A 23,286-nucleotide genomic window follows, 5' to 3' on the forward strand; every position below is an offset into this window, starting at 1 on the left:
TGAAACGGTCAAATTAGCGGCGTACCCACTGATACCTGTTCCCACTGAAGATGAAAGGAGTAACGACATGAGCATTCTCGTCACCGGCAGCACTGGCGCCATCGGCAGGCAGATCGTCACGGGCCTGGCCGCGCAGGGCGCGGCCGTCCATGCGCTGACCCGCAATCCCGACAAGGCGACCTTCCCGAAAGGTGTGCACGCCGTCGCCGGCGAAATGACCGACGTGGAATCGATGCGCGCGGCATTGCAAGGCGTCGACACGCTGTTCCTGCTCAACGCCGTGGTCGCGGATGAAGTGACCCAGGCGTTGATCACGCTAGGGCTGGCACGCGAGGCCGGCATCCAGCGCATCGTCTATTTCTCGGTCCACAACAGTGACCTGTTTGCCGACGTGCCTCATTTCGCCGGCAAGTACACGGTGGAGCGTGCGATCGAACAGTTCAACCTGCCGGCCACCGTGCTGCGGCCGTCCTACTTCATGCAGAACGACGCGATGATGAAGGACGTGCTGCTGCAACACGGCGTCTACCCGATGCCGATCGGCGATCTCGGCGTGGCGATGGTCGATACACGCGACATCGCCGAGATCGCCACGGCTTCGCTGCTGCGCCGCCATCAGGCCGCCACGCCGCTGCCACGCGAAGTGATCGAACTGGTCGGCCCGGATACGCTCAGCGGCAAGGACGCCGCCGCGATCTGGTCGGAAGTGCTGGGCAAACCGGTGAGCTACGGTGGCAACGACCTGCCCGGCTTCGAGAAAAACATGGCGAGCCATGCACCGTCATGGTCCGCCTACGACATCCGCCTGATGCTGGTGCGTTTCCAGAGCGATGGCATGTTGCCGAAGCCCGGCGCCATCGAAATCATGACCGGCATTCTGGGCCACGCCCCTCGCTCATACCGGGATTTTGCGAAGGAGACGGCCGCAGCTTGGCGTTGAGCGATTTTGCCAGCTGGGTCAGAGTGCCATGACGCCTCTGACCCTTTGCTCGTATCGCGCGCATCGGACCTTCGCGCAGGATGCGCCCCGGAGCTGACATCTGTCACTGCCTGAGCTGCAAGGTATCGGGTAGGGTTGCGTCGGCTCATGCTGCGCTGATGAACTCCAGCAGCCTTGTCGCCACGCGGAAACGCTTATGGAACATCACGAAGGATTTTTATGTCGAAGCGACTGAAAGCCATCGCCCGGATCGTAGCCGCCTTCGTGTGCGCAATTGTGATTGTCGTTGCAGGACTCATCCTGTGGAAACGGCCGGATCGCGCGCTGCGTGTCGCTACAGCCAATGTCGCGCAGACGCTGTGTGCGGACGTGTTTGTTTCCGGCCTCGTACCGGATCGGGTGTTTGCCGAAAACATCGAACCCCTGCACGGCATGCGCATCTTGCTGCCGCGCTTGCGCTACACCGTCGATGCCACACGGCGCACGGTGACCGCGCAATGGCATGGGCGCTTCACCAGCGAAGCCACCTACTACCCGGGCTACGGTTGCGCACTGCCCACCATGACACCGGATGCCGCCACGCTGCAGGCAGCGCGCGAGGCAGCATCCCCCACGACGGCACCCGCTGCGCCAGTCATCAATAACGACCCGGCCATCGTCGCCGCGCTGGCGCGTGCCTTTGCGGAACCGGCCAGCGGCCCACGCCGCAACGTGCACGCGATCGTGTTGATGTATGACGGCAAGATCATCGCCGAGCGCTATGCTGCCGGCTTCGATCCAAATACACCGCAACTCGGTTACTCGATGAGCAAGTCGGTGGTGAATGCCCTGCTCGGCATCCTGGTCCGACAGGGCAAACTGGACATGCTCGCGCCGGCACCCGTGCCGGCCTGGAAAGCGCCCGACGACCCACGCCACTCCATCACGCTGGACCAGCTGTCGCGGATGACCTCGGGTCTCGACCTCACCGAGGACGACAGCGGCTTCGATCCGGTCTCCACCATGTTGTTCCTGCGGAAGGACATGGCTGCGTACGCCGCCCATGCCGCGCTGCGCATCCCGCCAGGAACACAGTGGAAATACACCAGCGGCAATACCCTGATCCTGGGCGGCATCCTGCGCGATACCGTTGGGGGTGGCGCACCCGGCCTGATCCGTTTCGCGCATCGCGAGCTGTTCGACCCGCTCGGCATGCACCACGTGCTGATGGAATTCGATGGCGCGCAGACCCTGGTCGGTTCCACCCGCATCTACGCCTCTGCGCGCGACTGGGCGCGCTTCGGCCAGCTCTATCTCGATGACGGCGTGCTCGATGGGCATCGCATCCTGCCTGAAGGATGGAGTGCGTATGTCAGCAAGCAGACGCTCGACAGCATCTACGGCTCCGGCTTCTGGACCAATACCGGCACCGAAGCGGACGGCAGCCACATCATCGACGGCATGCCCGGCGACGCCTACTTCGCCTCGGGCATGAATGGGCAGCGGATCGCCATCGTGCCCTCCCGACGTTTGGTCATAGTGAGGTTAGGCTCGACTCTTGACCCTCCGAATTTTGACATGCACGGCCTGGTGCGTCTGATCAATGACATGACGGCTACCGTGCGCTAAGTGTGCGTGCCCAACTCGACCGGACAACCTGTGTCATCCAGCAAGACTCGACAGCCGCCGTAATTCGACCATGCGGCGTTGAACGACGCGGTCTTCCATACCCTAAAGCGCGATGCTTGTAACCGCGCGTCGTTCCCTCCCATTCGGAAAGGGACATGACCATCAATGCGCGGCTCTTCCGTTTTGACACGCCCCATACAGGCAGCTCGGTACTCCGGGCCAGGCCTCGGCAAGTCCCACACATGCTTGGGTAATAGCAACACATCATACGGACAACGCAGGCGGTCAGGTCTAGGTACGCCTCAGCTGCATGACACAACGGCATATCGAAGAATGGTGTGAGCACGGAGGCGAGTGCGCCAATAGCCGTGGCATCCACTTCGAATGAATACGTATGCATACGCTGGTTGCTGCATTGCGATGCTACCTACCATGCAATGCACTGGCTGCTGCATCAGCCATGTCGCTTAAAGACCTTCCCTGCGCGTTGGCTTCCGAGATCACTGCGGCAACCGAAGATCGTTGCACCAAGCCATACCGCTCCAAGGATTGCACTCAATCACGTCGCTCTTTGCACCTGATCGTCAACGAAACAGGATGGAGACAGACCCGAATGAAATGTCCGAAGATCTTCGCCGTGTTGCTGGCAATCGCCAGCCTCACCGCCGCTCCTATGATGCCAGCCCATGCAGCGATCAACAGCATGAGCCTCGGCGCCAGCTACAACGCCCAGAAAACCAGCATCACCTTCCGGGTTTATTCCTCTCAAGCCACCCGCATGGTGCTCTATCTGTATGCGAGCGGTTACGGCGTGCAGGATTCGGCGACCTATGTGCTCAGCCCGGCGGGCAATGGCGTCTGGGCAGTGACGGTGCCGGTGTCCTCCCTCCAGGCCGCAGGTATTACCGGGGCGGTTTATTATGGCTATCGCGCCTGGGGTCCGAACTGGCCATATAACGCTAGCTGGGGGAAAGGCTCTGCGGCTGGATTCGTTTCGGATGTCGACGCCAATGGCAACCGTTTCAATCCGAACAAGCTGTTGCTGGATCCCTACGCACAGGAAATGAGCCAGGATCCGCTCAATGCATCGAACCAGAATGCCGACGTTTTCGCGTCAGGCGCCAGTTACCGGACCATAGACAGCGGCACCTATGCACCGAAAGGCATCGTGCTGTCGGCCAGCGGGCAAAGCACCGGCACCAAGCCGACGCGCGCGCAGAAAGACGATGTGATCTATGAGGTGAATGTGCGTGGCCTGACCAAGCAGGATCCGAGCATTCCCACGCAATATCAGGGCACCTATTACGGTGCCGGACTCAAGGCGAGCTATCTGGCCAGCCTCGGCGTCACTGCCGTCGAGTTCCTGCCCGTGCAGGAAACCCAGAACGATGCGAACGATGTCGTTCCGAATTCGGATGCGAACCAGAACTACTGGGGCTACATGACCGAAGACTATTTCGCGCCGGATCGCCACTATGCCTACAACAAGGCAGCGGGCGGTCCGACCGCCGAGTTCCAGGCGATGGTGCAGGCGTTCCACAACGCCGGCATCAAGGTCTACATGGATGTGGTCTACAACCACACCGGCGAAGGCGGCACGTGGACCAGCTCCGACCCCACCACCGCGACCATCTATTCCTGGCGTGGTCTGGACAATACGACTTACTACGAACTCACCTCGGGCAACCAGTACTACTACGACAACACCGGCGTCGGTGGCAACTACAACACCTACAACACCGTCGCGCAGAACCTGATCGTCGATTCGCTCGCTTATTGGACCAACACCATGGGCGTCGACGGCTTCCGCTTCGACCTTGCCTCGGTACTGGGCAACAGCTGCCTGAATGGCAGCTACGAATCCGCCGCGCCGAACTGCCCGAACGGTGGATACAACTTCGACGCCGCGGATTCGAACGTGGCGATCAACCGCATCCTGAAGGAGTTCACGGTGCGCCCGGCGGCCGGTGGCAGCGGGCTCGATCTGTATGCCGAACCTTGGGCGATCGGCGGCAATTCGTATCAGCTGGGCGGATTCCCGAACGGCTGGTCGGAATGGAACGGCGTCTTTCGCGACAGCATGCGTCAGGCGCAGAACGAGCTTGGCAACATGACGATCTATATCACCCAGGATGCCAATGATTTCTCTGGCTCTTCCAACCTGTTCCAGGCCAGCGGCCGCTCACCCTGGAATTCCACCAACTTCATCGATATCCACGATGGTATGACGCTCAACGACGTGTATTCCTGCAATGGCTCGAACAACAGCCAGGCGTGGCCCTACGGCCCCTCCGACGGTGGCACTACAACCAACTACAGCTGGGATCAGGGCATGTCGGCCGGCACTGGAACGGCAGTCGATCAGCGTCGCGCCGCACGCACCGGCATGGCCTTCGAAATGCTGTCGGCAGGAACACCGCTGATGCAGGGCGGTGACGAATACCTGCGCACGCTTCAATGCAACAACAACGCCTACAACCTCGACTCGACCGCCAACTGGTTGAACTACAGCTGGAGCACCAACCAGTCGAACTTCTACAATTTCGCCCAGCGGATCATCGCCTTCCGCAAGGCGCACCCGGCGCTTCGCCCGGTGACCTGGTACACCTCGAGTCAGCTTGTCTGGTATCAACCGAATGGCGCGGTCGCCACCAGCAGTTACTGGAGCAACACCAGCAACTACGCGCTCGCCTATACCGTCAATGGATCTTCCTTCGGCGACGCCAATTCGATGTACATCGCCTATAACGGCTGGTCAGGCAGCGTCACATTCACGCTGCCCGCGCCGCCCACCGGCACGAACTGGTACCGCGTGACAGACACCTGCGACTGGAATGATGGTGCCAATACCTTCGTCACTCCAGGTAACGAAACCCTGATCGGTGGGAGCGGTACCAATTACAGCCAGTGCGGCCAGTCCCTGCTGCTTCTGATCTCGAAGTAATCAGCTTGGAGAAAGGAGACACGGACATTTATGGGACAAATGCTCCTGGTAAATATCCGTGGTCTTTCTCGCTCACTAAGCTAGTCGCCTCTGGTAAACGCGATACCTGTCTTGACTGAAAATGATCGTGGCCAAAGAATCGGGGCCCGGAGTAAGCTGACGGTGTCGGGGGCTCTCCTCGCCTCGGCATCACAGCTGCTCACATCGTCGCTCGTCCAGGAGAAAGAATCATGACCTTCTCTGCACGCGTTGAAAATTTTGCAATCACGCAGATCAACGTTACGCCGCTGGTGGATGTACTGCTGGTGCTGTTGATCATTTTCATGCTGACGGCACCAGTGATAACGCACAAGGCGAGGGTCGACCTCCCGCAGATAGGCATCGATCACCAGACCTCGATGGCCGAGCCAGTCCGGCTGGCGATTCACGCGGATGGTTCGCTGTACTGGAATGACACGCCGCTCACGGAGGCACAACTCGATACGCAGCTGTTCATCGCATCGCAGGCGGCAAAGCAGCCGTCACTGCATATCGAGGCAGCCGATGGCGCAGCGTACGAGTCGGTGGCGCGCGTACTGACCGAAGCCAAGGCCAATGGTTTGAGTCGGATTGATTTTGTAGACAATCACTGACATCAGCTCATCTTGAAGAAGCGGAGGCAATTGCAGGCATTCATTGCCTCCGTCACCTTTTCCCGCAGCCTGTACTAACTCACACCTTCAGAACCTGCTGTTCCACATTGCAATTATGCAAGAGCACTTGCCCCTGCAGCCTGTCACCATTCTTCAAACTGCCCGACCTGTCGGCAACCCTGTCGAGCATGAGAAAGTGAAGGTCCATTTCTTCGCTGATCTTTTTGTCGCATGAATGATCTCTATGGTTACGACAAGGCGACCACGGTGACGACTACGAGTGTTGCCACGCCTCTCCGCAGACTGCAGGAAGCGATCGTGACCATGCTCGCTGCCATCGCCACCCTCTTGTGCGCGCTGGCGATCGCGCCGGGCCCTGGCCCGGCGGTACTGGCGGTGGTGTTATGCCTCTCGCTTTCACGCAGCCAGCTGGATCGCGATCTGCGTGGGCGCATCGAAGCAGCCGTCGCGCTGCCCATCGTTGGGCTCGTCGCGGTCGGTGTCGGCACCCTGCTGCATCGCGTGCCATGGATCGGCGCATTCGTCTTCGTCACCGGCATGTTCGTGTCGATCTGGCTGCGCCGGTTCGGTCCCATGGCAGCGCGGGCAGGCTCGCTGATTGCGCTGCCGTTCGTCGTGCTGCTGACTACACCGCACATCCGGGTGACGCCAGGCGGCGCCATCCCGGCGCTGCTGGTACCGATACTCATCGCCTTGCTGGCCCTGCTATGGGTTGGCGCACTGCATGCGCTGGCGCGTCGCGCAGGTTTTCTGCCTCCGGCGCGTATCACAGAACGTCCGATACCTGCACCGACACGCGAGAGTTCGATGCGCCCGATCGCAAGCACCCGGATGGCCATCCAGATGGCCGTCGCTCTCACGGTATCCTTCGTGGTCGGCTACGTCTTTTTCGCCGAGCGATGGGCATGGGTCGTACTCACCGCCTTCATCGTCATCAGCGGCAACCGTGGCCGGCTGGATGTCGCATACAAGAGTGTCCTGCGTGTACTGGGTGCCGCGGGCGGTACCTTTCTCGCCCTGACGCTCGCCTTCCACATCGGATCCCATGACATGACCACCGTCGCGCTGATCCTGGTCGCCATTTTCCTCGGGGTGTGGCTACGCCCGCTGGGCTATGCCTGGTGGGCACTGTTCGTCACACTCGCGCTAGCCTTGTTGCAGGGCTACTCGGGTTCGTCGGCGCCACTCATCCTGTGGCCCCGACTGGAGGAAATCGTGATCGGCGCAATCATCGGCGTCGCTTCCGCGTGGTTCGTGTTGCCGGTGCGGTCGACCGCCGTGCTGCGGCGACGGATCGCCGACACCCTGGCGATCCTTGCCGATGCGCTGGATCCGGTTACGCCCGCGCGCCGATCCGATGATTTCGTGGCAGCCATCTCGTCAGTGGAACAGGTCGCCCCGGCTTTCCGCGCCAGCCGCCTGGTCACACGGCGCTTTCGCGCCATGCAGCCAGCGGACTGGGTCGATGCGCTGGTGGCATGCCGTGCGCCCGCAGCCGCACTGATCGACCAGGGCGAAACGCCTGGCTCCGTACGCAGAGCTGTGGGCACCGCGCGCAAATCGATGCGCGACCCCACCGAGTTGCAGCAGGCGTTGTGCGAGTTGCGCCGTTCGCTGGAAAACCGCCCGAAGAGCACGGTTCAAGCATCCGACTGAAACTCGCCGCCTAATGCAACGGTTTGCGAAACTTGTAAATGAATTTGTCGGTCTTGCCTTTGATCGACTTGTCGAAGATCGCAAGCGAATGATTGTCTCCGGGATTACGCAGCACCTTGCTCTCGCCGACGAACTCGAAGCCGGCAGCGGTGACTTCGGTCTTCACTGAGGCAGGGTCGATCCGATGCAGATCATTCGTCCTGGAGATGCCGCTGCCAGCAGCGGCGGCGTGGTCGAGCACCAGGAAAATGCCGCCGGGCTTCAAGGCATCGAAAACGGATTTGTTGAAGTGGGCCATGTCCGGCGACCCCATGAAAGGGTCGTGCAGGTCATGGTAGTTCTGGGACGTCCACACCATGTCGACGCGTTCGGGAATGCTGATCGCTGCAATGGGCTGGACCATGACAACCACGTTCGGATAAGCCGTTGTGCCTGCAAACGTCATCAGGCTTTGGAGTCTCTTCGGCGCGACCTTGTTCATTTCAGATGGCTGAAGTGCATAGACCTTGCCTTGAGCACCAACGATCTTGCTGAAGATGCGCGTGTAGTAGCCGGATCCCGGCATGAGATCCACAACCTTGTCTCCAGGTTTGACGCCAGCGAATGCCAGCACCTCTGCGGGCTTACGATTCGCATCCTGTGCCTTGTCATCGGCTGGCCGTCCGGCATCGGCAACGGCACTGGCAATGTACGCCGGTACGTCCGGCGCCGATTTCGCCGGCACGCCGGTCCATGCAACGAGAGCAGCAGCGGCAATCAAAAAGCAGTGGAGCTTCATAAGATGACCTCCTGAAGTACGACTTGTGATCGAAGTGGTCTTTCCCAGCCGCTACTTTAAACCTCAATAGACGTAGTTGAGCGCCAGCGCCGGCGTGATCGTGGCCGTTGTGTTGCGATTGCCGAGGATCACGCGAGTACCAAGCAGGACGCCGAGATTGGGTGTCCAGTTGTATTCGATGGCGGGCGCAAGGCCGAACGCCACGCTGGAACCCGAGTCCAACTGGATGCCCAGCAACGGCAGCGTACTGCCTGCATCCACAACGTCATACCCGTTCACGCGTGTGTTGCTGTTGTGGCTGTACGTGGCGTCGAGCGCCAGCACCCAGCGTTGCGTCAGGCTGTATTCCCAGGCCGCATCGACGAAGACAGCATTGCCTGGCGCAGCGCTTCCGCTGAAACCATTCCCCGTGCCGTAAACACTTACGCCCTGCACGTCCGCCTTGTTGGAAAACGTCTTCGACACGTTGAAGCGCATGCGCAGAATGCGACCGTTCGGCAACCAGAAGTATGTCTGCGAATTGATCGCCAACGTCGTCGCGTAGGCTCCGCCGCCGAAGCCATTGCTCGACCGGGCACCCAGCTGGTCGTATCTACCGGTCGGCAACGTCTCCTGCAGCTGGATCGCGATCGTCGGCATCCAGCTGCCTTCATGGAATTCCGTCAACCGATACTGGGCTTGCACCTCGATATCACCCAGCCCGACACCCGAACTGTTCGGGCCGTTGCTTACCCTGTTGTAGCCAACAATGGGGATCAAACCGACGGTCAGATTCTCTGCCAGCCCGTAAAGCACGTAGGCGCGTGATCCGAAACCATCCGCATGGGTGGAATGCACATCGTAGAGATAGGGCTCGATGAGGAAATGGCCCGGTGGCAATGTTTCAGCCGAGTTGGCCAGCATGGGGCCGGTCCACCATGCATCGTCCCGACTCTGGCGGGTCGTCTGCGAAACGTCGTCAGCATTCGCCGTGCCGTCGGCTCCACCCGTGACCCACGAAAGAGGGTTGCTGCCATCGACTGCCACGCCCGTCTGGGCGGCCGATGACACGCCTGCACTTTCCTGTGCCCGCCCGGATAAAGGCAAGGACAGGGCAATCAGGCCACCAAGCAGAAGGCAGCTCCGCCAAGGATTGAGTGCGTTCATCTGCTCCTTCATTCGTCTGTCTGCAGCACTGTGCGCAGGGAAAAACTAAGCCACGAAGTGGTTTACTGGAATAGCCACTTTGTTAGGATTTGACCTAGCCACTTCAGGTCGCCGCAATGAAACGTCTCGCTGCCAGCTATCTGCCGCCGATCACGCTCGCCTTCAGGAGCGGCACACCGATGCATCAACAGTTGTCCGAGTGGTTTCGGCGGGCCATCGTCGATGGCCAGTTACAGCCGGGACAACGCTTGCCATCGAGCAGAAGCCTCGCCGACGAACTGAAGATTTCCCGCGTCCCGGTCATGAGCGCTTACGAACAACTGTATGCCGAGGGCTATCTGGAGACCTTCGTGGGCGCCGGCACCTGCGTTGCCAGATCGATACCGGGAAGGACTCCGAAACCCTCGGGCACAGGGCCTTTCGACGTCACACTGCCATCTATTGAAAACCATGCACCGCGCAGGATTTCCCGACGCGCCGGGTTGATCCAGGTCCCACCACAAACATGGCTGAACAACCTGGGGGCGTTTCGAATCGGCGTGCCGGCGCTGGACCAGTTTCCCGCCAGTGTGTGGTCGAAGCTGGTGAACCGGCATTCGCGGAAGCTGCCGATCGAGTTGATGGCCTACGGCGACCCGATGGGGTACCTGCCACTTCGCGTAGCCATCGCGGAATACCTGAGCACAGTTCGGGCCGTCCGGTGCGACGCGTCGCAGATCCTGGTGACGACTGGATCCCAGCAGGCCTTGCAGATGTGCGCACACGTCCTGCTGGACGCCAATGATCGCGCATGGGTGGAAGAGCCCGGCTACCCCGGCGCACGCCATGCGCTGGTGAGGGCCGGTGTTCGCCTCGTTCCGGTGCCGGTCGACCAGGAGGGCATGGATGTCGCGCAAGGAATCCGCCGGGGCCGCGGCGCCCGCGTCGTCTACATCACGCCTTCGCACCAGTTTCCGCTCGGCGTGACGATGAGTGCGGCACGGCGGATGCAGCTGCTGAACTGGGCGACGCGCAACGGTGCCTGGATCATCGAGGATGACTACGACAGTGAGTACCGCTCCGGTGGTCGTCCGATCGCTTCGTTGCAGGGATTGGACATAGGCGAGCGGGTTATCTACGTGGGAACCTTCAGCAAAGTCATGTTTCCCGCCCTGCGCCTTGGCTACATGGTGGTGCCCAAGGATCTGTTGCCTGTGTTCTTCGACGCACGCGATGCCGCCGACACTTTTTCTTCCACGCTTTACCAGATGGTCATGACCGACTTCATCCGCGAGGGACATTTCGCACGGCACATCAAGAGAATGCGCACGCTCTACATGGAGCGGCGAACAGCATTGATGGAAGCCATTCACAAGCAATTGAGGGACAAGCTCGAAGTGATTGGCACCGAAGCCGGGATGCATCTGGTCGCACTGCTGCCGCCCGGTATCGACGATGTAGCGGTGTCGATCAAGGCAGCCAGCAAGGGTGTCTCGGCCAGGCCGTTGTCCCCCTGCTATGTGAATCCACCTGCCAGGGGCGGTCTTATCCTTGGCTACGGTGGCGCCGATGTGGCTGAAATCCTCGATGGCGTACGCAAGCTCAAGCAGTGCATTTGAAGTTTGAAAGCGCCCATCTGCTGAGCTACGCGTAAGGCCAAAGGCGCTGATTCGAGGTTCACCACGCATGCTCGGGGTAATAGCGCTGCATCATGCGGGCGACGTAGGCAACGAGATTCGGTCGAGCCTCCGCTGCCTGACGAAGGGGCGTATCAAAGAATGGTGTAAGCACACCAGCGAGTACGCCGAATGCCGTGGCATCTACGCCACTTGGCGCCTCACCCATGAAGCAAACCTTGTCATCCAGCCGCTGCGATAGCGCGTCGATCGAACGAGTCCCCAGCTCGGCGATACGCGCAGGCGTGTGCCGGCCCAGCCCCTGCGCATGCAGCTCGACCGCCTTGCGTGCCTGCAGATCCTGACGCAGCTTCGGGCGATCTGCTTCCGGCGCGCTGTCGGCGAAATGCGCCGGACCCTTGGCGAAATTCTCCGGGTCGATCCAGCGGAACCAGACCATCGCGAAGTAGAGATGGTCCTCGAGCAGGCGCTCGATCGCCCAGGATTCCGCACGCTGGCGCGCGTCCAGTCCCTCGTCCAGATCCACTCCGTACTTGCGCTCGATATGCGCGCGGATGAAGGTGGAATCGCTCACCACCTCGTCGTGGTCATTGATGAAGGGCAGCTTGCCATTCGGTGCCTGCGGCGGAATGGTCGATGCCCTGTCATAGGCCAGACCAGCCATCTTCAGCTGCACTTCGGTCTTGATCACGAACGGACTCGTGTCAGGCAACCCGAAACCGGCGCGGGAGGCGTAAAGGGTGAGGCTCGATGACGACATGCTCATGCTCGGCGGCGGAAGATGGGCATAGCGTGGCGCGGGGCTGCTGACAGCATCGTGTCAGCAGTGGTAGCGCCATGTGCTCCATGATCCGGAGCTTCATTACAAGCCACGACCGACCCATGATCACGGCAATTACGACTGCGGTGCACGATGCAGCGCGTTGATCACCCCAGCGACGAGGTCGCCGATGCCGGTGCCACCATGGAGGCTGATACCGAGGCGCGCTATCACCAGATGTTCCGACGGCACGATGACGATGTACTGGCCGAAGGCACCGCGGGCGTAGAACATGTCTTTTGGCGCCTGCGGGATACCCCAGGGCGCATCCCACACCGGCACGCTGCCCTCGTTCACCAGATTGGTCCAGAAGCCCGCGCCATAGCCGGTCTTGAGGGTTTGCGAGTGGCTGTAGGCCACCCACCCTTCGGGAAGGATACGACGTCCGTTGACCATGCCATCATCGAGATAGAGCTGTCCGAATCGCGCAAAGTCCCGCGCCGAGGCATAGACATGGCTGGAGCCGACCGGCGTGCCGGCAAGATCGGTTTCGAAGACGGCATGGCGCATGCCAAGTGGCGCAAACAGCTGCTCGCGCACGAAGCGCTCGGCATCCACGGCGCCGCCATCACCCACCGCGTTGACCGCGATGCGCGCGAGCAGTACATAGCCGAGGTTGCTATAGGCCCAGACGGTGCCCGGCGGATGATCCAGTGGCACCGTCGCCGCATAGCGAGCCATGTCGTTCTCCAGGAAAAACATGCGCGCCATGGGATTGACCGGGCCATCGGTTTCATCGAATGGCAGGCCGCTATCCATGCGCAGCAGCTGGTCGATGGTGATGGCGTGATGCGGGTACTGCGGCGAGGCCCACGCGGCAATCGGCGCGACCTGATCCACACGCAGCTTGCCCTGTTTCACAAGAATGCCGATCAACGCACTGGTGATCGACTTCGATACCGAATGACCCCAGATGGGTGTATCGGGTCCGTAGCCAGGCGCATAACGCTCCGCAATCAGCTTGCCATCGTGCAGTACGACAATGGCTTTGGTCAGTCGTGGCTGTGACGGGTCGGGTTCGGCAAAGGCGTGATCGAGCGCCTGGCGCAATGCCGGGTCGGCAAGCTCCACCACGCCGGATTCGGCGTACGCACTGGTGATGGGGTCGGCCTTGAAACCCTCGGCCTCGGGCAGCCCGGCATCGCCGTGAACCAGCACGCATCCCAGGCCCTCACGATAGACCGCACGGGCGCCAAAGGCACCCAACACGCTGGCTCGCACCTCATGCTTCTCGCGATCCACGTGGTAGTGAAGTGCCCAGCCGATGCTGCGCATGTTGGGCAACTGCTCTTCCGCAAACAGGCGGTCAGGATCCACCTGCGACAGGAAGGCTGCGTCACACAGCGAACGGCTCACCGAGTTGGTGGCGATGGTGAGTGGTTCACCAGCGAATATCTTGATGAGAACCGCTGCGATCAGCGTGATGACTAGCAGCGTTCCAGCGGTGATCTTGAGCGTACGAGCCAGCATGCTGATCTTTCCGTGTAAGGTTGTTGCGCCAAAGTCCCGCACCCTTGCGCCCCGTTACACACTTGGGCATAGAGGCGGCGTGGTGATCGCTGCATTGCCTGGGCTGAGTCAGCAACCCGCGTATCTTCAGGCAATTATCGTAACGGCAAAGTGTGTCTTGTCGCCTGGTTTCCAGAAAAACCCATCGCAACAGTAAAACGTTAAGCAAGGTTCTCGAACGGATGTCGATTTCCTTCGACTTCGTTCGTCGTTGGGAAAGCCCTCCTTCTCCAGCCAAGGCGATCCACGATGACATTGAAGCTCTATGCCCACCCCTTTTCCTCCTACTGCCAGAAGGCCCTGGTTGCGCTGTATGAGAACGGCACACCGTTCGAATGGCGCCTGCTTTCGCAAGATAACCCACAGCTATTCGAGGAATTCGCGGCGCTATGGCCACTGAAGCGTTTTCCCGTGCTGGTGGACGGCGACCGGACGGTCATCGAGACGAGCGTCATCATCGAGTACCTCGGTCTGTACCATCCGGGACCGGTATCACTGCTGCCCGCAGATGCCCGCGCCGCGCTCGAGGTGCGCAGCATGGACCGCTTCTTCGACAACTATATCTCCACGCCTCAGCAGAAAATCGTAGCCGACAGCCTGCGGCCGGAAGCAGAGCGTGACGCACGCGGTGTCGCCGACGCGCGCGCGATGCTCGATATCGCTTACGGCTGGCTCGACAAGCACATGGCCGATCGTGAATGGGCGGCTGGCGACAGTTTCAGCCTCGCCGATTGCGGTGCTGCGCCGTTCCTGTTCTATGCCGACTGGACGCATCGCATCGGTACATCGTTCGCAAACGTGATTGCTTACCGCAAACGGCTGCTGGCACGCCCGTCGTTTGCCCGCGCCGTCGATGAGGCACGCCCCTACCGCCCGTTGTTCCCGCTCGGCGCGCCCGCTCGTGATTGAATCGCCGCGATTGATACCTGCCCTAACAGGAGACTGACCATGGCCCACACCCCAACCCTCGTCCCCGCCGCCGAGCTGGCGAAGCTCAACCTCATGATCTTCCCCAACGAAAGCGCAGACTACCGCCGCGCACGCAATGCGCTGTTCGTCGAGGAGATCGAGCTACGTCGGCACATCGAGCGCGTTGCCGAACAGCGTCGCGCACTGCCGCCGGGTGGCGAAGTGACCGGCGACTACCGCTTCGAAGGCGAAGAAGGTCCTCATGATCTTGCTGGTTTATTCGGCGACAAGCAGACCTTGGTCGTCTACAGCTACATGTTCGGCCCGCAGCGCGAGCGCCCCTGCCCGATGTGCACGTCACTGCTCAGTGCTTGGGACGGCGAGGCGCGCGACATCGGGCAGCGCGTTGCACTGGCCGTGGTTGCACGTTCGCCGATCGAGCGCCTCCTCGCATTCAAGAAGGAGCGTGGCTGGCGCGACCTCAAGCTTTATTCCGATACGAACGGCAATTTCAGCCGCGATTACCACGGCATCGACAAGAACGGCAGCGATGACTCAGCCATCAACGTGTTCACTCGTCGCGACGGCACGATTCGCCACTACTGGAGCGGTGAGATGGGTAGCGAAACCGCCGATCCTGGCCAGGACCCGCGCGGCGCACCCGACCTGATGCCGATCTGGACCATCCTCGACATGACACCCGAGGGACGCGGCACGGACTGGTACCCGAAACTCAACTACCAGGACTGACGCCCAAGGCAGGTTGCTACATTCCAAGCATCAGCTGCTGCATAGCAAGCCGGCAAGGGCCCGGTCCCTTTTACCGCCGGTCTTTTATGCGCTACAAGGGGCGATACCGGGACTGTCACTGAACTTCCATACCTTGTCCCCTTGCTGAACCAGCCGTCGAGCAGGTGCTTCGTGACCCCGGAATCCACGTCCCGTCCATGGAAAAAGCCCGTAGCGCTGGCAGCCAGCGTGGGCGCACTCGGCGTGGTCTTCGGCGATATCGGCACCAGTCCGCTGTACACGTTCAAGACGGTGCTGGACATGACAGGCGGCAACAACGCACACACCATACTCGGCGTGATCTCGCTGCTGATCTGGACGCTGATCATCGTCACGTCAGTGAAGTACGCCGGCTTTGCGATGCGTATCGACAACAATGGCGAGGGCGGCATCCTGGCGTTGATGGCTCTGCTGGGCGTGAAGCGGCAAAAACGCCCGCTGCTCGTTGCGGTAGGCCTGTTCGGTGCCGCGTTGATTTATGGCGACGGCGCGATCACCCCGGCCATCTCGGTGCTGTCGGCGCTGGAGGGGCTGAATATCGTGGCGCCGTCGCTGCACCCGTACGTGTTGCCGCTGACAGTCATCATCCTGCTGGCACTGTTTGCGGTGCAGCCCATGGGTACCGCGAAAATCGGACGTGCTTTCGGTCCGATCATGCTCGTGTGGTTCCTGGTCATGGCCGTGCTCGGCCTGTGGGGCATCACGCGACATCCGGCCATCCTGTGGGCACTGAACCCCTACTACGGACTCGACTATCTGCTGCACAGCGGCGCTGGCGGATTCCTGGTGCTGGGCGGCGTGTTCCTGTGCGTCACCGGTGCCGAAGCCCTCTACGCGGACATGGGTCACTTCGGCGCCGGCCCGATCAAGCTGGCGTGGGCCTCCCTGGTCTTTCCCAGCCTGGTGCTGAACTACGCCGGCCAGGGCGCCATCGTTCTGGCCGGCGTACCGACCGATGGGAATATCTTCTATCGGCTGTGCCCGCCATGGTTGACCCTGCCGCTGATCATCCTGTCGACGGTGGCCACCATCATTGCCAGCCAGTCGATCATCACCGGCGCGTTTTCCATGACACGGCAGGCGATCCACCTGGGCTGGATGCCCCGGCTGAAAATCCTGCAGACCTCTCAGGAGGGTTACGGACAGATCTACGTCGGCGTGGTGAACTGGACCCTGATGCTGGTGACGATCGGCCTGGCGCTGGGCTTCCGCAAATCCGACAACCTGGCCGGTGCCTACGGCATCGCCGTATCCGCCACCATGCTGATGACCACCGTGCTGCTGTTCATCGCCATGCGCGAAATCTGGAAGTGGAACCTGGCCTTGAGCGGCGCCATCGCCAGCGTGTTCTTCGTGGTCGATGCGTCATTCTTCTCGTCGAACATGATGAAGCTGTTCGACGGTGGCTACGTGCCGTTGATGCTTGCCGCACTGGTCTATCTCGTCATGTATGTGTGGCATCGGGGCATTACCGCCGTCGCGATTCGGCTCGCCGAAAACCCGGTGCCGATCGATGCGTTCATCGCGGACATCACCGAGACCAAGGTTGCGCGCGTGCCCGGTACGGCCGTGTTCCTCACGCGCGCCAAGGCCAACACGCCGCCGGTGATGCTGTGGTATGTGAAGCATAGCCATGCCCTGCACGAACGCGTGCTGGCGGTGACACTGGATATCGCATCCACCCCCTACGTCGCGGTCAAGGACCGTCTGACCATCGCCGAGGTGGCGCCCAACTTCTGGTCTATCACCGCAAGCTACGGCTTCATGCAAAAGCCCGACTTGCCAGCCCTGATGTCGCTGATCGCCACGCATGGCTGTCCGATCGAAACACACGAACTCAGCTATTTCATCGGCATGGAAGAAATCGTGCCACGCAAGGACGGTCGCGGCCTGCCGCGCTGGATCGAAGCGCTGTTCAGCGTGCTGCTGCGCAATAGCGTGCGCGTTACCGATTACCTGCACGTGCCCGCGGACCATGTTGTCGACATAGGCAGACAGGTGTCCATCTAGCAGGATCCGAACGGGCTGAAACCACGTCAACGGCCTCATGCAGGCTCGGGGTGTGTTTCCATCTGACGCACTTCGCAGGTGATGTCCCATTCGTCGCCATGAACCTTGAGGAAGCGCGTGGTCCAGTGGATCGCCTCTTCCATCGACTTGGTCTCCATCACCGCGTAACCGCCGATCACTTCCTTCGCCTCGGTGAACGGGCCGTCGACCACACTGATCTTGCCGTGGGAAAGCCGTACACGAACGCCTTCCGATGTCGGCCTGAGTCCGGCCGTATCAAGCATGACCCCGGCTTTGGTCACTTCTTCCAGCAGCTTGCCCATATCGCTCATCAGCTTCTCGCTGGGCCGCAGCCCGCTGTTCTCGTTGATCCTGATCATGGAAAGGAATCGCATGGTCATGCTCCTGTCGTTGGCTGTTCGGGCCGGATACCGGGCGATTGCGCATCCTGTAAACCCCACGGCTATGCATGCAACGAATGGGAGAGGATCGGATCGACATGCCCTGCGGAATTTCTGCATCTATTTCTGTCCGCGAAGCGGACTCATGCACATACGTTCGTCAGGCAGAAGCATCCCTGATCTGAAGTCGCAACTGTACCTTTGCAAATCTTTGCCTCGTTTCAGCGGCCCAGGACTGAACGCGACCCAACGTGTAGCTCCGCGCTGACAACCGATTCATCCCACCCGCGTTAGATTGCACATCCCCGCCAAGATAGATCGCCGGACTGTCATGTCCGTGAAATATTTCCGCGCTTTTCGCGATGTGTCATGGCCATTTGTATCGCTGTTGCAATCACCGCGGTTGCCCCACCGTGAAAACGCTCATGACCATCGAAGACCAGCAAGCCGGCACCATCGGGAAATGGTCGACGGGCGACATCGCGTGGGTGCTGTCCATTTTGTTGATCGCCTTGACCGCGCGCCTGCTCCATATCGAAAGCCAGCCGTTCTGGCTCGATGAGGCACTGACCTACCAGCGCATTCATCTTGGCATCGACGGGCTGATCGCCGACAGCTTCAGCAACCGGCACATGCCGAGTTATTTCCTGATGCTGCAACTGTTCTCGCAGTTCGACTCGGCCGACGCGTGGCTGCGGATACCGTCAGCGCTGTTCGGTGCCATGTCGGCCAGCATGGTGTTCGTCATTGCGCGACGCATCGGCGGCCGCAGTGCCGCCATCGTCGCCGGACTGCTGATGGCGTTGTCGCCGCTGCAGGTGCAATACGGCCAGGAAGCGCGCTCGTATACGCTCGTGACCTTGCTGATCACCGTCGCACTCTGGGGCCTGGTCCGCTTGGCGCAAAATCCAGTACGTGCGTCGCTGGGCATTCGCCATCCCGAGTTTGATTGGCGCGGCTGGGTGGCTTATGTGTTTGGCACGATCGGCGCGCTGGATGTGCTCAGCGATGCGGCACCTTGGCTGATCGCTGCCAACCTCTCGCTGTTTCTGATCTGGCGCAACCTGCGTCTGGAACAGCCGCATGAGCAACACGCCGGCTTCCGGCGCAGCTGGTTGCTGAGCGTGGCAATCATCCTTGTGTGCTGCGTGCCCTTTTACGGCGCGATCCTGGCGGCCAGCGATGGCCAGATGCTGCAGAAGTTCGACTGGGTCCCGCCCTTGAGCTGGCGCAATCTTCGGGTCGCCGCCAAGAGCGCCTATCTGATGCGCATTGCCGCCGTGGTGCGTTTCAGCGTACTGCCCACGGCCGTACCGCTGCTCGGGTTGCTGGTGGCGGTGCTGGGTGGCATCGGGCTGTTCCGTATGCGCGGACGATTGGAAGGCCGCGTCCTGCTGCTGGGCTTCGCGGCGCTACCGCTATTGCTGCTGGCCATCTCGCTGGTCAAGTCCATGGTGCTGCCGCGCTATATCCTATGGAGCGCCGCACCGTTTTTCATCCTGGCCGGGATGGGCGCCGCCGCCCTGCCGCGTCGCCTTGTGCCTGTCGCAGCTACAGCGCTGTTGCTGCTGTGCGCGATCAATCTTGCACCGGTCTACCGGATCGAAACCAAGCCACGCTGGGATAAGGCTGCTGCCACGCTGGCCGCGAATGTCCGCCCTGGCGATACGGTATTCACCGGCGATCCAAACGCGCCCACCATGCTCGCCGTGCTGCAGCCCAGGGACACCTCGCCGATCGGCAACACCGCACTGGTGACACCTCGACTCGACGTGGCACTGGCACGCTGGAAACAGGGAGGCCGCGTCTGGGCGGTGAATGGTCGCTCAGCGCTGGGCCAGCGCGAGGAGCTAGACGCGTTCAAGACCCGCATCGCCGCCCTGGGCGCGCCCGCCCTGGAAATTCCCGAGGGCAAGGAAATCACCATTCTGATGTTCGCTGCACCAAAAAGCGGAACCTAAGTACGGTGTAGTTGGTGAAGAGCGCCGGCTGGTTCTTTGACGCCAGCCTCAACCACCCTGCTTCCTGGCGGTGGCCTGCTTGCGCTTGAGGGCGCGGGCGCGGTCCGCAGCCTGGACGCGATGTGCGTTCAGGATCGCCGGAAGCAATCCGGGGAAGCGCTGTTCGATCTCGATGCAGCGGCTTGTGTTGTGCATTTCCACACCATGCCGCTCGCTATGCACCAGCCCCGCTTCGCGGAGCGCGCGGAAGTGCTGTGAAAGCGTGGACTTGGGGATGCTGCGGTCGCTCATCTGCAGAAAGTTCGAGCAGATATTTGTGCAGGCCGAGCCGGCCAGTTCCACATAGATCGCCGCGCGCACGGGATCGGACAGGGCATGCAAGATGCCCTCCACGGTGACGTCTTCGATCGATGGGTGAATCAGCGGCCTCATGAATACATCCTACCAGCCCTTGACATCTAGTTCCATAGTTCGTATGTTACGAACTAAAGAAGTATGCAACCTTTCCCCACCCCGCACGATAGGAAATGTCATGAGCAAGCTCACAGGTAAAGTCGCCATCGTCACCGGCGCATCCAAAGGCATTGGCGCAGCCATTGCCAGATCACTGGCCGCCGCTGGCGCGTCCGTGGTCGTCAATTACGCCTCCAGCAAGACGGGTGCCGATACCGTCGTCGCCGAGATCGGCGCGGCCGGCGGCAAGGCGGTTGCCGTACGCGGCGATGTCTCCAAGGCCGCCGATGCACAAGCCATCGTCGACGCGGCGATCGAGCATTTCGGTCGACTGGACATCCTCGTCAACAACTCCGGCGTCTACGGGTTCTCCCCACTCGAGAGCATCACCGAGGAAGACTTCCACCGGCACTTCAACGTCAACGTGCTCGGCCTGCTGCTGACGACCCAAGCCGCCAGCAAGCATCTCGGCGAGGGCTCCAGCATCATCAATATCGGCTCCGTCGTCACCCGCATCACCCCGCCGGGCAGCGCGATCTACACCGGTACCAAGGGTGCGGTGGACGCCATCACCGGCGTGCTGTCGCGCGAGCTGGGTCCGCGCAAGATTCGCGTCAACGCACTGAACCCGGGCATGATCGAAACCGAGGGTACCCATGCCGCCGGCTTCATCGGTTCGGATTTCGAAGCAGGTACCGTCGCGCAAACCCCACTGGGCCGACTCGGCCAGCCGAACGACATCGCCTCGATCGCGGTGTTCCTGGCTTCCGACGATTCGTACTGGCTCACCGGCGAACAGCTGCTAGCCGGCGGCGGCCTGCGTTAAACAGCAAACCCAAAAAAGCGCATTCCGGCATCGGAATGCGCCTGCGCCTGGACACATTGCCACAGTTTGTGCCTGTTGCATCGGCTTCCTGGGCTTCAACGATCCGAACAAACGAATCGCCTGGGCAAGCTGTTGTTGAGGGCTGCCTTGCCTTCAACAACGCACCAAATCAGGCGCATGTCCGTATTTGGTTACGACGAATCAGGCACTTGGCGTGCCTGATTCGCTGTTTGGGTGGTGGTTGAGGCTGCGTGTCCATTGATGTCGACGCCATGCTGCGGGTGGCGCGCCGAACTCGCGGCGAAATGCGCGACTGAATGCCGTGTCGGTTTGATAGCCCACATCCTCCGCAATGCGCGCAAGCGGTGCGTTGCTTTGATACAAAAGATTGGCTGCGAGCAACATCCGCCATTGCGTGAGGTACAGCATGGGTGAACTACCCACCAGGTAGTGGAAGCGCTCAGCGAGTACGGACCTCGACGTGCCAATTGCATTCGCCAATGCTTCAAGCGTCCACGCTTGTGCGGGGCGCGAGTGCATGGCGTTCAACGCAGGCCCGACAATGGGATCACCCAGCCCGGCAAGCCAGCCCGTGCGGCCTTCGCGTTGCTCGTTCACATACAAACGCAATACCTCGATGACCAATACTTCCGCCAGCTTGGCCAACACACCAGCGCCACCAGGACGGGGCGAACGCGCCTCAACCACCGCGTAGCGCACAGAAGCTTCCAGCCACGCACCCGCATTCGATCCGCGCACATTGACCTTGACCAGCGCAGGCAAGCCCGCAAGCAACATCCGCGCGAAGCGCGCGTCGCATGCCAGGTAGCCGCAAACAATGCGTGTGGTCGGGCCGCCACCACCGTAGGCAAGTTGACGCGGTCGGCGTGACAACACCGCATCCAGCCGTCCACTCACTGCGGGCGCAAGTCCAGGCTGCGAGTTCATGCGATGCTCATTGCCTTGGGGAAAGAGCACGACATCACCGGCAATCAAGCGCGTCGGCGGCTGGCTGGCCAACTCGACGAAGCATTCGCCTTCGGTGATCAGGTGAAAGATCACCACCCGTTCAGCGCCGGGCTCGAGCAGCGGCGCCACGGAATCCGCGCAGGGAGATTGATAGCTCCAGGGTGCCGTGAATCGGGCCTGGATGAAAATGGCGCCGACAAGACGTACCACACGGAGGATTTCTGATAGCGCGTCCATCAGACGGCCTCGATATCGATGCGCAATTCCACCGGCGTTGCGCTACGCACCGCATTGGGAACAGGCGAGCAGGACTGACTGTTTTTCACCAACGTTCGCAGTCGCTCAGGTACAACTCCATGCGCGCCTATGCGCACGCACAGCTGCACGGCACGCGGCCCGGCGAATACTGGTTCACCGTCTGCGTCCATCATGCCCAAGAGGCCGCGTGCATCCGAACGACTGGTCGCGACCACCTCGAGTATTTTCAGTTCGATACCTTCATCGGCTGCAGCCATCGCAATGCAGGTCGCAAGACACGATGCAAGTCCGGCGCGAAACAGCCAACCCGGCGTAACCTGATCACCGCTGCCGCCCAGCTCGCCTGGCATGTCCGTCACCGTGCGAATGCCATTGGCATGACTCGACACGATTCGCGTGCCACCTTGCCAGCACGCCATGGCAGGCGCGTCATCGTGAAGGCCTGCCTCGGGCCGGCGATGGAAAACGTCTTTTGCACGCTGTCGGGCTGTTGCGATGTCTTGCATGGTCATGGCGCCCCTCCACGTCTACCTGATGCTCCCCGATTGTGGGCGCCTTGCAAGACGCCGCCAAGAGGCCCTATCGCGCACTGCTGCTGTCCCGGACGATCTGCTAGGTCACAGCGACGTACGGGCAGGACGACGGGCCACCCGCAGCCTCACGCTATGTCGCAGGGCCCGCGATGGCGACGCTCGCCATTGCGGAATCACTCGGTCCAGCGACAGCAACGGGAGAACAACCATGCCATTCCTGAACGTAAAACTGATTGAGGGCGTTTTCACGCCAACGCAAAAGCAGGACATGATTCGCAAGCTCACTGAAACAATGGTCACGATCGAGGGCGAGAACATGCGCCCAGTGACCTGGGTGGTGATCGAAGAGGTGAAAAGCGGCGATTGGGGAATTGCCGGCAACCCATTGACTACGGGCGATGTGAAGGCCCTTGCGGCGGGTAAATAACGCATGCAGCTGAATACAGGCCCGCAGGCAAGCTTGGTCGGCGGCGCAAGCACGAACTACAGGGCGATCTTCAGCCAGAT

At 61.1% G+C, this 23,286-nt stretch carries 20 protein-coding genes; 12 read left to right on the plus strand and 8 right to left on the minus strand.

Translation table 11 applies throughout. The features are described from left to right. Positions 1 to 67: 67 nt before the first annotated feature. The 5 genes from GSQ75_RS08440 (at position 68) to GSQ75_RS08460 (ending at position 7,801) form a co-directional block, all read left to right on the plus strand. Positions 68 to 940 carry an NmrA/HSCARG family protein gene (locus tag GSQ75_RS08440; RefSeq protein ID WP_158754115.1) on the plus strand — a complete coding sequence of 291 codons (873 nt, stop codon included), beginning with the start codon at positions 68 to 70 and terminating at the stop codon, positions 938 to 940. Positions 941 to 1,159: 219 nt separating this feature from the next. Beyond that, a complete protein-coding gene (locus GSQ75_RS08445) occupies positions 1,160 to 2,548 on the plus strand; it encodes a serine hydrolase (protein ID WP_158754116.1) in 1,389 nt (462 codons plus the stop codon). Positions 2,549 to 3,161: 613 nt separating this feature from the next. Then, entirely contained in the window at positions 3,162 to 5,492 is a 2,331-nt protein-coding gene (locus tag GSQ75_RS08450) for an isoamylase (RefSeq protein WP_158754117.1), read from the plus strand. A 230-nt stretch (positions 5,493 to 5,722) separates the two neighbouring features. Further along, a complete protein-coding gene (locus GSQ75_RS08455) occupies positions 5,723 to 6,124 on the plus strand; it encodes a biopolymer transporter ExbD (protein ID WP_158754118.1) in 402 nt (133 codons plus the stop codon). A 231-nt stretch (positions 6,125 to 6,355) separates the two neighbouring features. Beyond that, entirely contained in the window at positions 6,356 to 7,801 is a 1,446-nt protein-coding gene (locus GSQ75_RS08460; RefSeq protein WP_158754119.1) for an FUSC family protein, read from the plus strand. Positions 7,802 to 7,811: 10 nt separating this feature from the next. On the opposite strand, the gene GSQ75_RS08465 is transcribed toward GSQ75_RS08460, so the two are convergent. Continuing rightward, a complete protein-coding gene (locus tag GSQ75_RS08465; protein ID WP_158754120.1) occupies positions 7,812 to 8,579 on the minus strand; it encodes a class I SAM-dependent methyltransferase in 768 nt (255 codons plus the stop codon). Positions 8,580 to 8,642: 63 nt separating this feature from the next. Next, entirely contained in the window at positions 8,643 to 9,629 is a 987-nt protein-coding gene (locus GSQ75_RS08470; protein ID WP_158754121.1) for a transporter, read from the minus strand. A 275-nt stretch (positions 9,630 to 9,904) separates the two neighbouring features. Between GSQ75_RS08470 and GSQ75_RS08475 the strand changes: the two genes are divergently transcribed. Then, the gene (locus tag GSQ75_RS08475; RefSeq protein ID WP_216840654.1) at positions 9,905 to 11,323 is read left to right on the plus strand and encodes a PLP-dependent aminotransferase family protein; all 1,419 of its coding nucleotides are present in this window, start codon (positions 9,905 to 9,907) and stop codon (positions 11,321 to 11,323) included. A gap of 58 nt (positions 11,324 to 11,381) precedes the next feature. Here the strand turns inward: GSQ75_RS08475 and GSQ75_RS08480 are convergent, their stop codons facing one another. Both GSQ75_RS08480 and GSQ75_RS08485 read right to left on the minus strand, forming a co-directional pair. Then, entirely contained in the window at positions 11,382 to 12,101 is a 720-nt protein-coding gene (locus GSQ75_RS08480; protein ID WP_158754123.1) for a glutathione S-transferase family protein, read from the minus strand. A gap of 135 nt (positions 12,102 to 12,236) precedes the next feature. Then, positions 12,237 to 13,631, minus strand: coding sequence for a serine hydrolase (locus tag GSQ75_RS08485; RefSeq protein ID WP_158754124.1), 1,395 nt, complete (start codon positions 13,629 to 13,631; stop codon positions 12,237 to 12,239). A gap of 288 nt (positions 13,632 to 13,919) precedes the next feature. Between GSQ75_RS08485 and GSQ75_RS08490 the strand changes: the two genes are divergently transcribed. The 3 genes from GSQ75_RS08490 to GSQ75_RS08500 all read left to right on the plus strand — a co-directional run bounded on the left by GSQ75_RS08490 (position 13,920) and on the right by GSQ75_RS08500 (position 17,378). Beyond that, a complete protein-coding gene (locus GSQ75_RS08490) occupies positions 13,920 to 14,579 on the plus strand; it encodes a glutathione S-transferase family protein (RefSeq protein WP_158754125.1) in 660 nt (219 codons plus the stop codon). Positions 14,580 to 14,618: 39 nt separating this feature from the next. Continuing rightward, a complete protein-coding gene (locus GSQ75_RS08495) occupies positions 14,619 to 15,329 on the plus strand; it encodes a DUF899 family protein (protein WP_158754126.1) in 711 nt (236 codons plus the stop codon). A 171-nt stretch (positions 15,330 to 15,500) separates the two neighbouring features. After that, complete coding sequence (locus GSQ75_RS08500; protein ID WP_254058508.1) at positions 15,501 to 17,378, plus strand: KUP/HAK/KT family potassium transporter; 1,878 nt, start codon at positions 15,501 to 15,503, stop codon at positions 17,376 to 17,378. A gap of 35 nt (positions 17,379 to 17,413) precedes the next feature. Here the strand turns inward: GSQ75_RS08500 and GSQ75_RS08505 are convergent, their stop codons facing one another. After that, positions 17,414 to 17,773, minus strand: a complete 360-nt coding sequence (locus GSQ75_RS08505) for a YciI family protein (RefSeq protein WP_158754127.1) — start codon at positions 17,771 to 17,773, stop codon at positions 17,414 to 17,416. A 431-nt stretch (positions 17,774 to 18,204) separates the two neighbouring features. Between GSQ75_RS08505 and GSQ75_RS08510 the strand changes: the two genes are divergently transcribed. Then, positions 18,205 to 19,740 carry a glycosyltransferase family 39 protein gene (locus GSQ75_RS08510; protein ID WP_158754128.1) on the plus strand — a complete coding sequence of 512 codons (1,536 nt, stop codon included), beginning with the start codon at positions 18,205 to 18,207 and terminating at the stop codon, positions 19,738 to 19,740. A 48-nt stretch (positions 19,741 to 19,788) separates the two neighbouring features. Here the strand turns inward: GSQ75_RS08510 and GSQ75_RS08515 are convergent, their stop codons facing one another. Then, the gene (locus GSQ75_RS08515) at positions 19,789 to 20,172 is read right to left on the minus strand and encodes a helix-turn-helix domain-containing protein (protein ID WP_158754129.1); all 384 of its coding nucleotides are present in this window, start codon (positions 20,170 to 20,172) and stop codon (positions 19,789 to 19,791) included. A gap of 100 nt (positions 20,173 to 20,272) precedes the next feature. On the opposite strand from GSQ75_RS08515, the gene GSQ75_RS08520 reads away from it, so the two are divergent. Further along, positions 20,273 to 21,019, plus strand: a complete 747-nt coding sequence (locus tag GSQ75_RS08520; protein ID WP_158754130.1) for a glucose 1-dehydrogenase — start codon at positions 20,273 to 20,275, stop codon at positions 21,017 to 21,019. A 201-nt stretch (positions 21,020 to 21,220) separates the two neighbouring features. Here GSQ75_RS08520 and GSQ75_RS08525 read toward each other — a convergent pair whose 3' ends face one another. Together GSQ75_RS08525 and GSQ75_RS08530 are read right to left on the minus strand one after the other, a co-directional pair. Beyond that, positions 21,221 to 22,225, minus strand: coding sequence for an AraC family transcriptional regulator (locus tag GSQ75_RS08525; protein WP_158754131.1), 1,005 nt, complete (start codon positions 22,223 to 22,225; stop codon positions 21,221 to 21,223). Continuing rightward, positions 22,225 to 22,635 (minus strand): OsmC family protein, encoded by a 411-nt coding sequence (locus tag GSQ75_RS08530; RefSeq protein WP_254058509.1) that lies wholly within the window; start codon positions 22,633 to 22,635, stop codon positions 22,225 to 22,227. Before GSQ75_RS08530 ends, GSQ75_RS08525 begins: the two co-directional genes overlap by 1 nt. 352 nt (positions 22,636 to 22,987) lie before the next feature. On the opposite strand from GSQ75_RS08530, the gene GSQ75_RS08535 reads away from it, so the two are divergent. Continuing rightward, positions 22,988 to 23,206: a 4-oxalocrotonate tautomerase family protein gene (locus tag GSQ75_RS08535; RefSeq protein ID WP_158754133.1), complete on the plus strand. Its 219-nt coding sequence runs from the start codon at positions 22,988 to 22,990 to the stop codon at positions 23,204 to 23,206. Positions 23,207 to 23,286: the final 80 nt, after the last annotated feature.

This window comes from Dyella sp. S184, from assembly GCF_009766065.1.
Classification (GTDB): Bacteria; Pseudomonadota; Gammaproteobacteria; order Xanthomonadales; family Rhodanobacteraceae; genus Rhodanobacter.

Coding starts and splice junctions, on each gene's coding strand:
- GSQ75_RS08440 (WP_158754115.1), top strand. CDS start 68: ATGAGCATTCTCGTCACCGGCAGCACTGGCGCCATCGGCAGGCAGATC.
- GSQ75_RS08475 (WP_216840654.1), top strand. CDS start 9,905: ATGCATCAACAGTTGTCCGAGTGGTTTCGGCGGGCCATCGTCGATGGC.
- GSQ75_RS08485 (WP_158754124.1), bottom strand. CDS start 13,631: ATGCTGGCTCGTACGCTCAAGATCACCGCTGGAACGCTGCTAGTCATC.
- GSQ75_RS08535 (WP_158754133.1), top strand. CDS start 22,988: ATGCCATTCCTGAACGTAAAACTGATTGAGGGCGTTTTCACGCCAACG.
- GSQ75_RS08480 (WP_158754123.1), bottom strand. CDS start 12,101: ATGTCGTCATCGAGCCTCACCCTTTACGCCTCCCGCGCCGGTTTCGGG.
- GSQ75_RS08525 (WP_158754131.1), bottom strand. CDS start 22,225: ATGGACGCGCTATCAGAAATCCTCCGTGTGGTACGTCTTGTCGGCGCC.
- GSQ75_RS08505 (WP_158754127.1), bottom strand. CDS start 17,773: ATGCGATTCCTTTCCATGATCAGGATCAACGAGAACAGCGGGCTGCGG.
- GSQ75_RS08460 (WP_158754119.1), top strand. CDS start 6,356: ATGAATGATCTCTATGGTTACGACAAGGCGACCACGGTGACGACTACG.
- GSQ75_RS08490 (WP_158754125.1), top strand. CDS start 13,920: ATGACATTGAAGCTCTATGCCCACCCCTTTTCCTCCTACTGCCAGAAG.
- GSQ75_RS08465 (WP_158754120.1), bottom strand. CDS start 8,579: ATGAAGCTCCACTGCTTTTTGATTGCCGCTGCTGCTCTCGTTGCATGG.
- GSQ75_RS08520 (WP_158754130.1), top strand. CDS start 20,273: ATGAGCAAGCTCACAGGTAAAGTCGCCATCGTCACCGGCGCATCCAAA.
- GSQ75_RS08445 (WP_158754116.1), top strand. CDS start 1,160: ATGTCGAAGCGACTGAAAGCCATCGCCCGGATCGTAGCCGCCTTCGTG.
- GSQ75_RS08510 (WP_158754128.1), top strand. CDS start 18,205: ATGACCATCGAAGACCAGCAAGCCGGCACCATCGGGAAATGGTCGACG.
- GSQ75_RS08515 (WP_158754129.1), bottom strand. CDS start 20,172: ATGAGGCCGCTGATTCACCCATCGATCGAAGACGTCACCGTGGAGGGC.
- GSQ75_RS08455 (WP_158754118.1), top strand. CDS start 5,723: ATGACCTTCTCTGCACGCGTTGAAAATTTTGCAATCACGCAGATCAAC.
- GSQ75_RS08450 (WP_158754117.1), top strand. CDS start 3,162: ATGAAATGTCCGAAGATCTTCGCCGTGTTGCTGGCAATCGCCAGCCTC.
- GSQ75_RS08495 (WP_158754126.1), top strand. CDS start 14,619: ATGGCCCACACCCCAACCCTCGTCCCCGCCGCCGAGCTGGCGAAGCTC.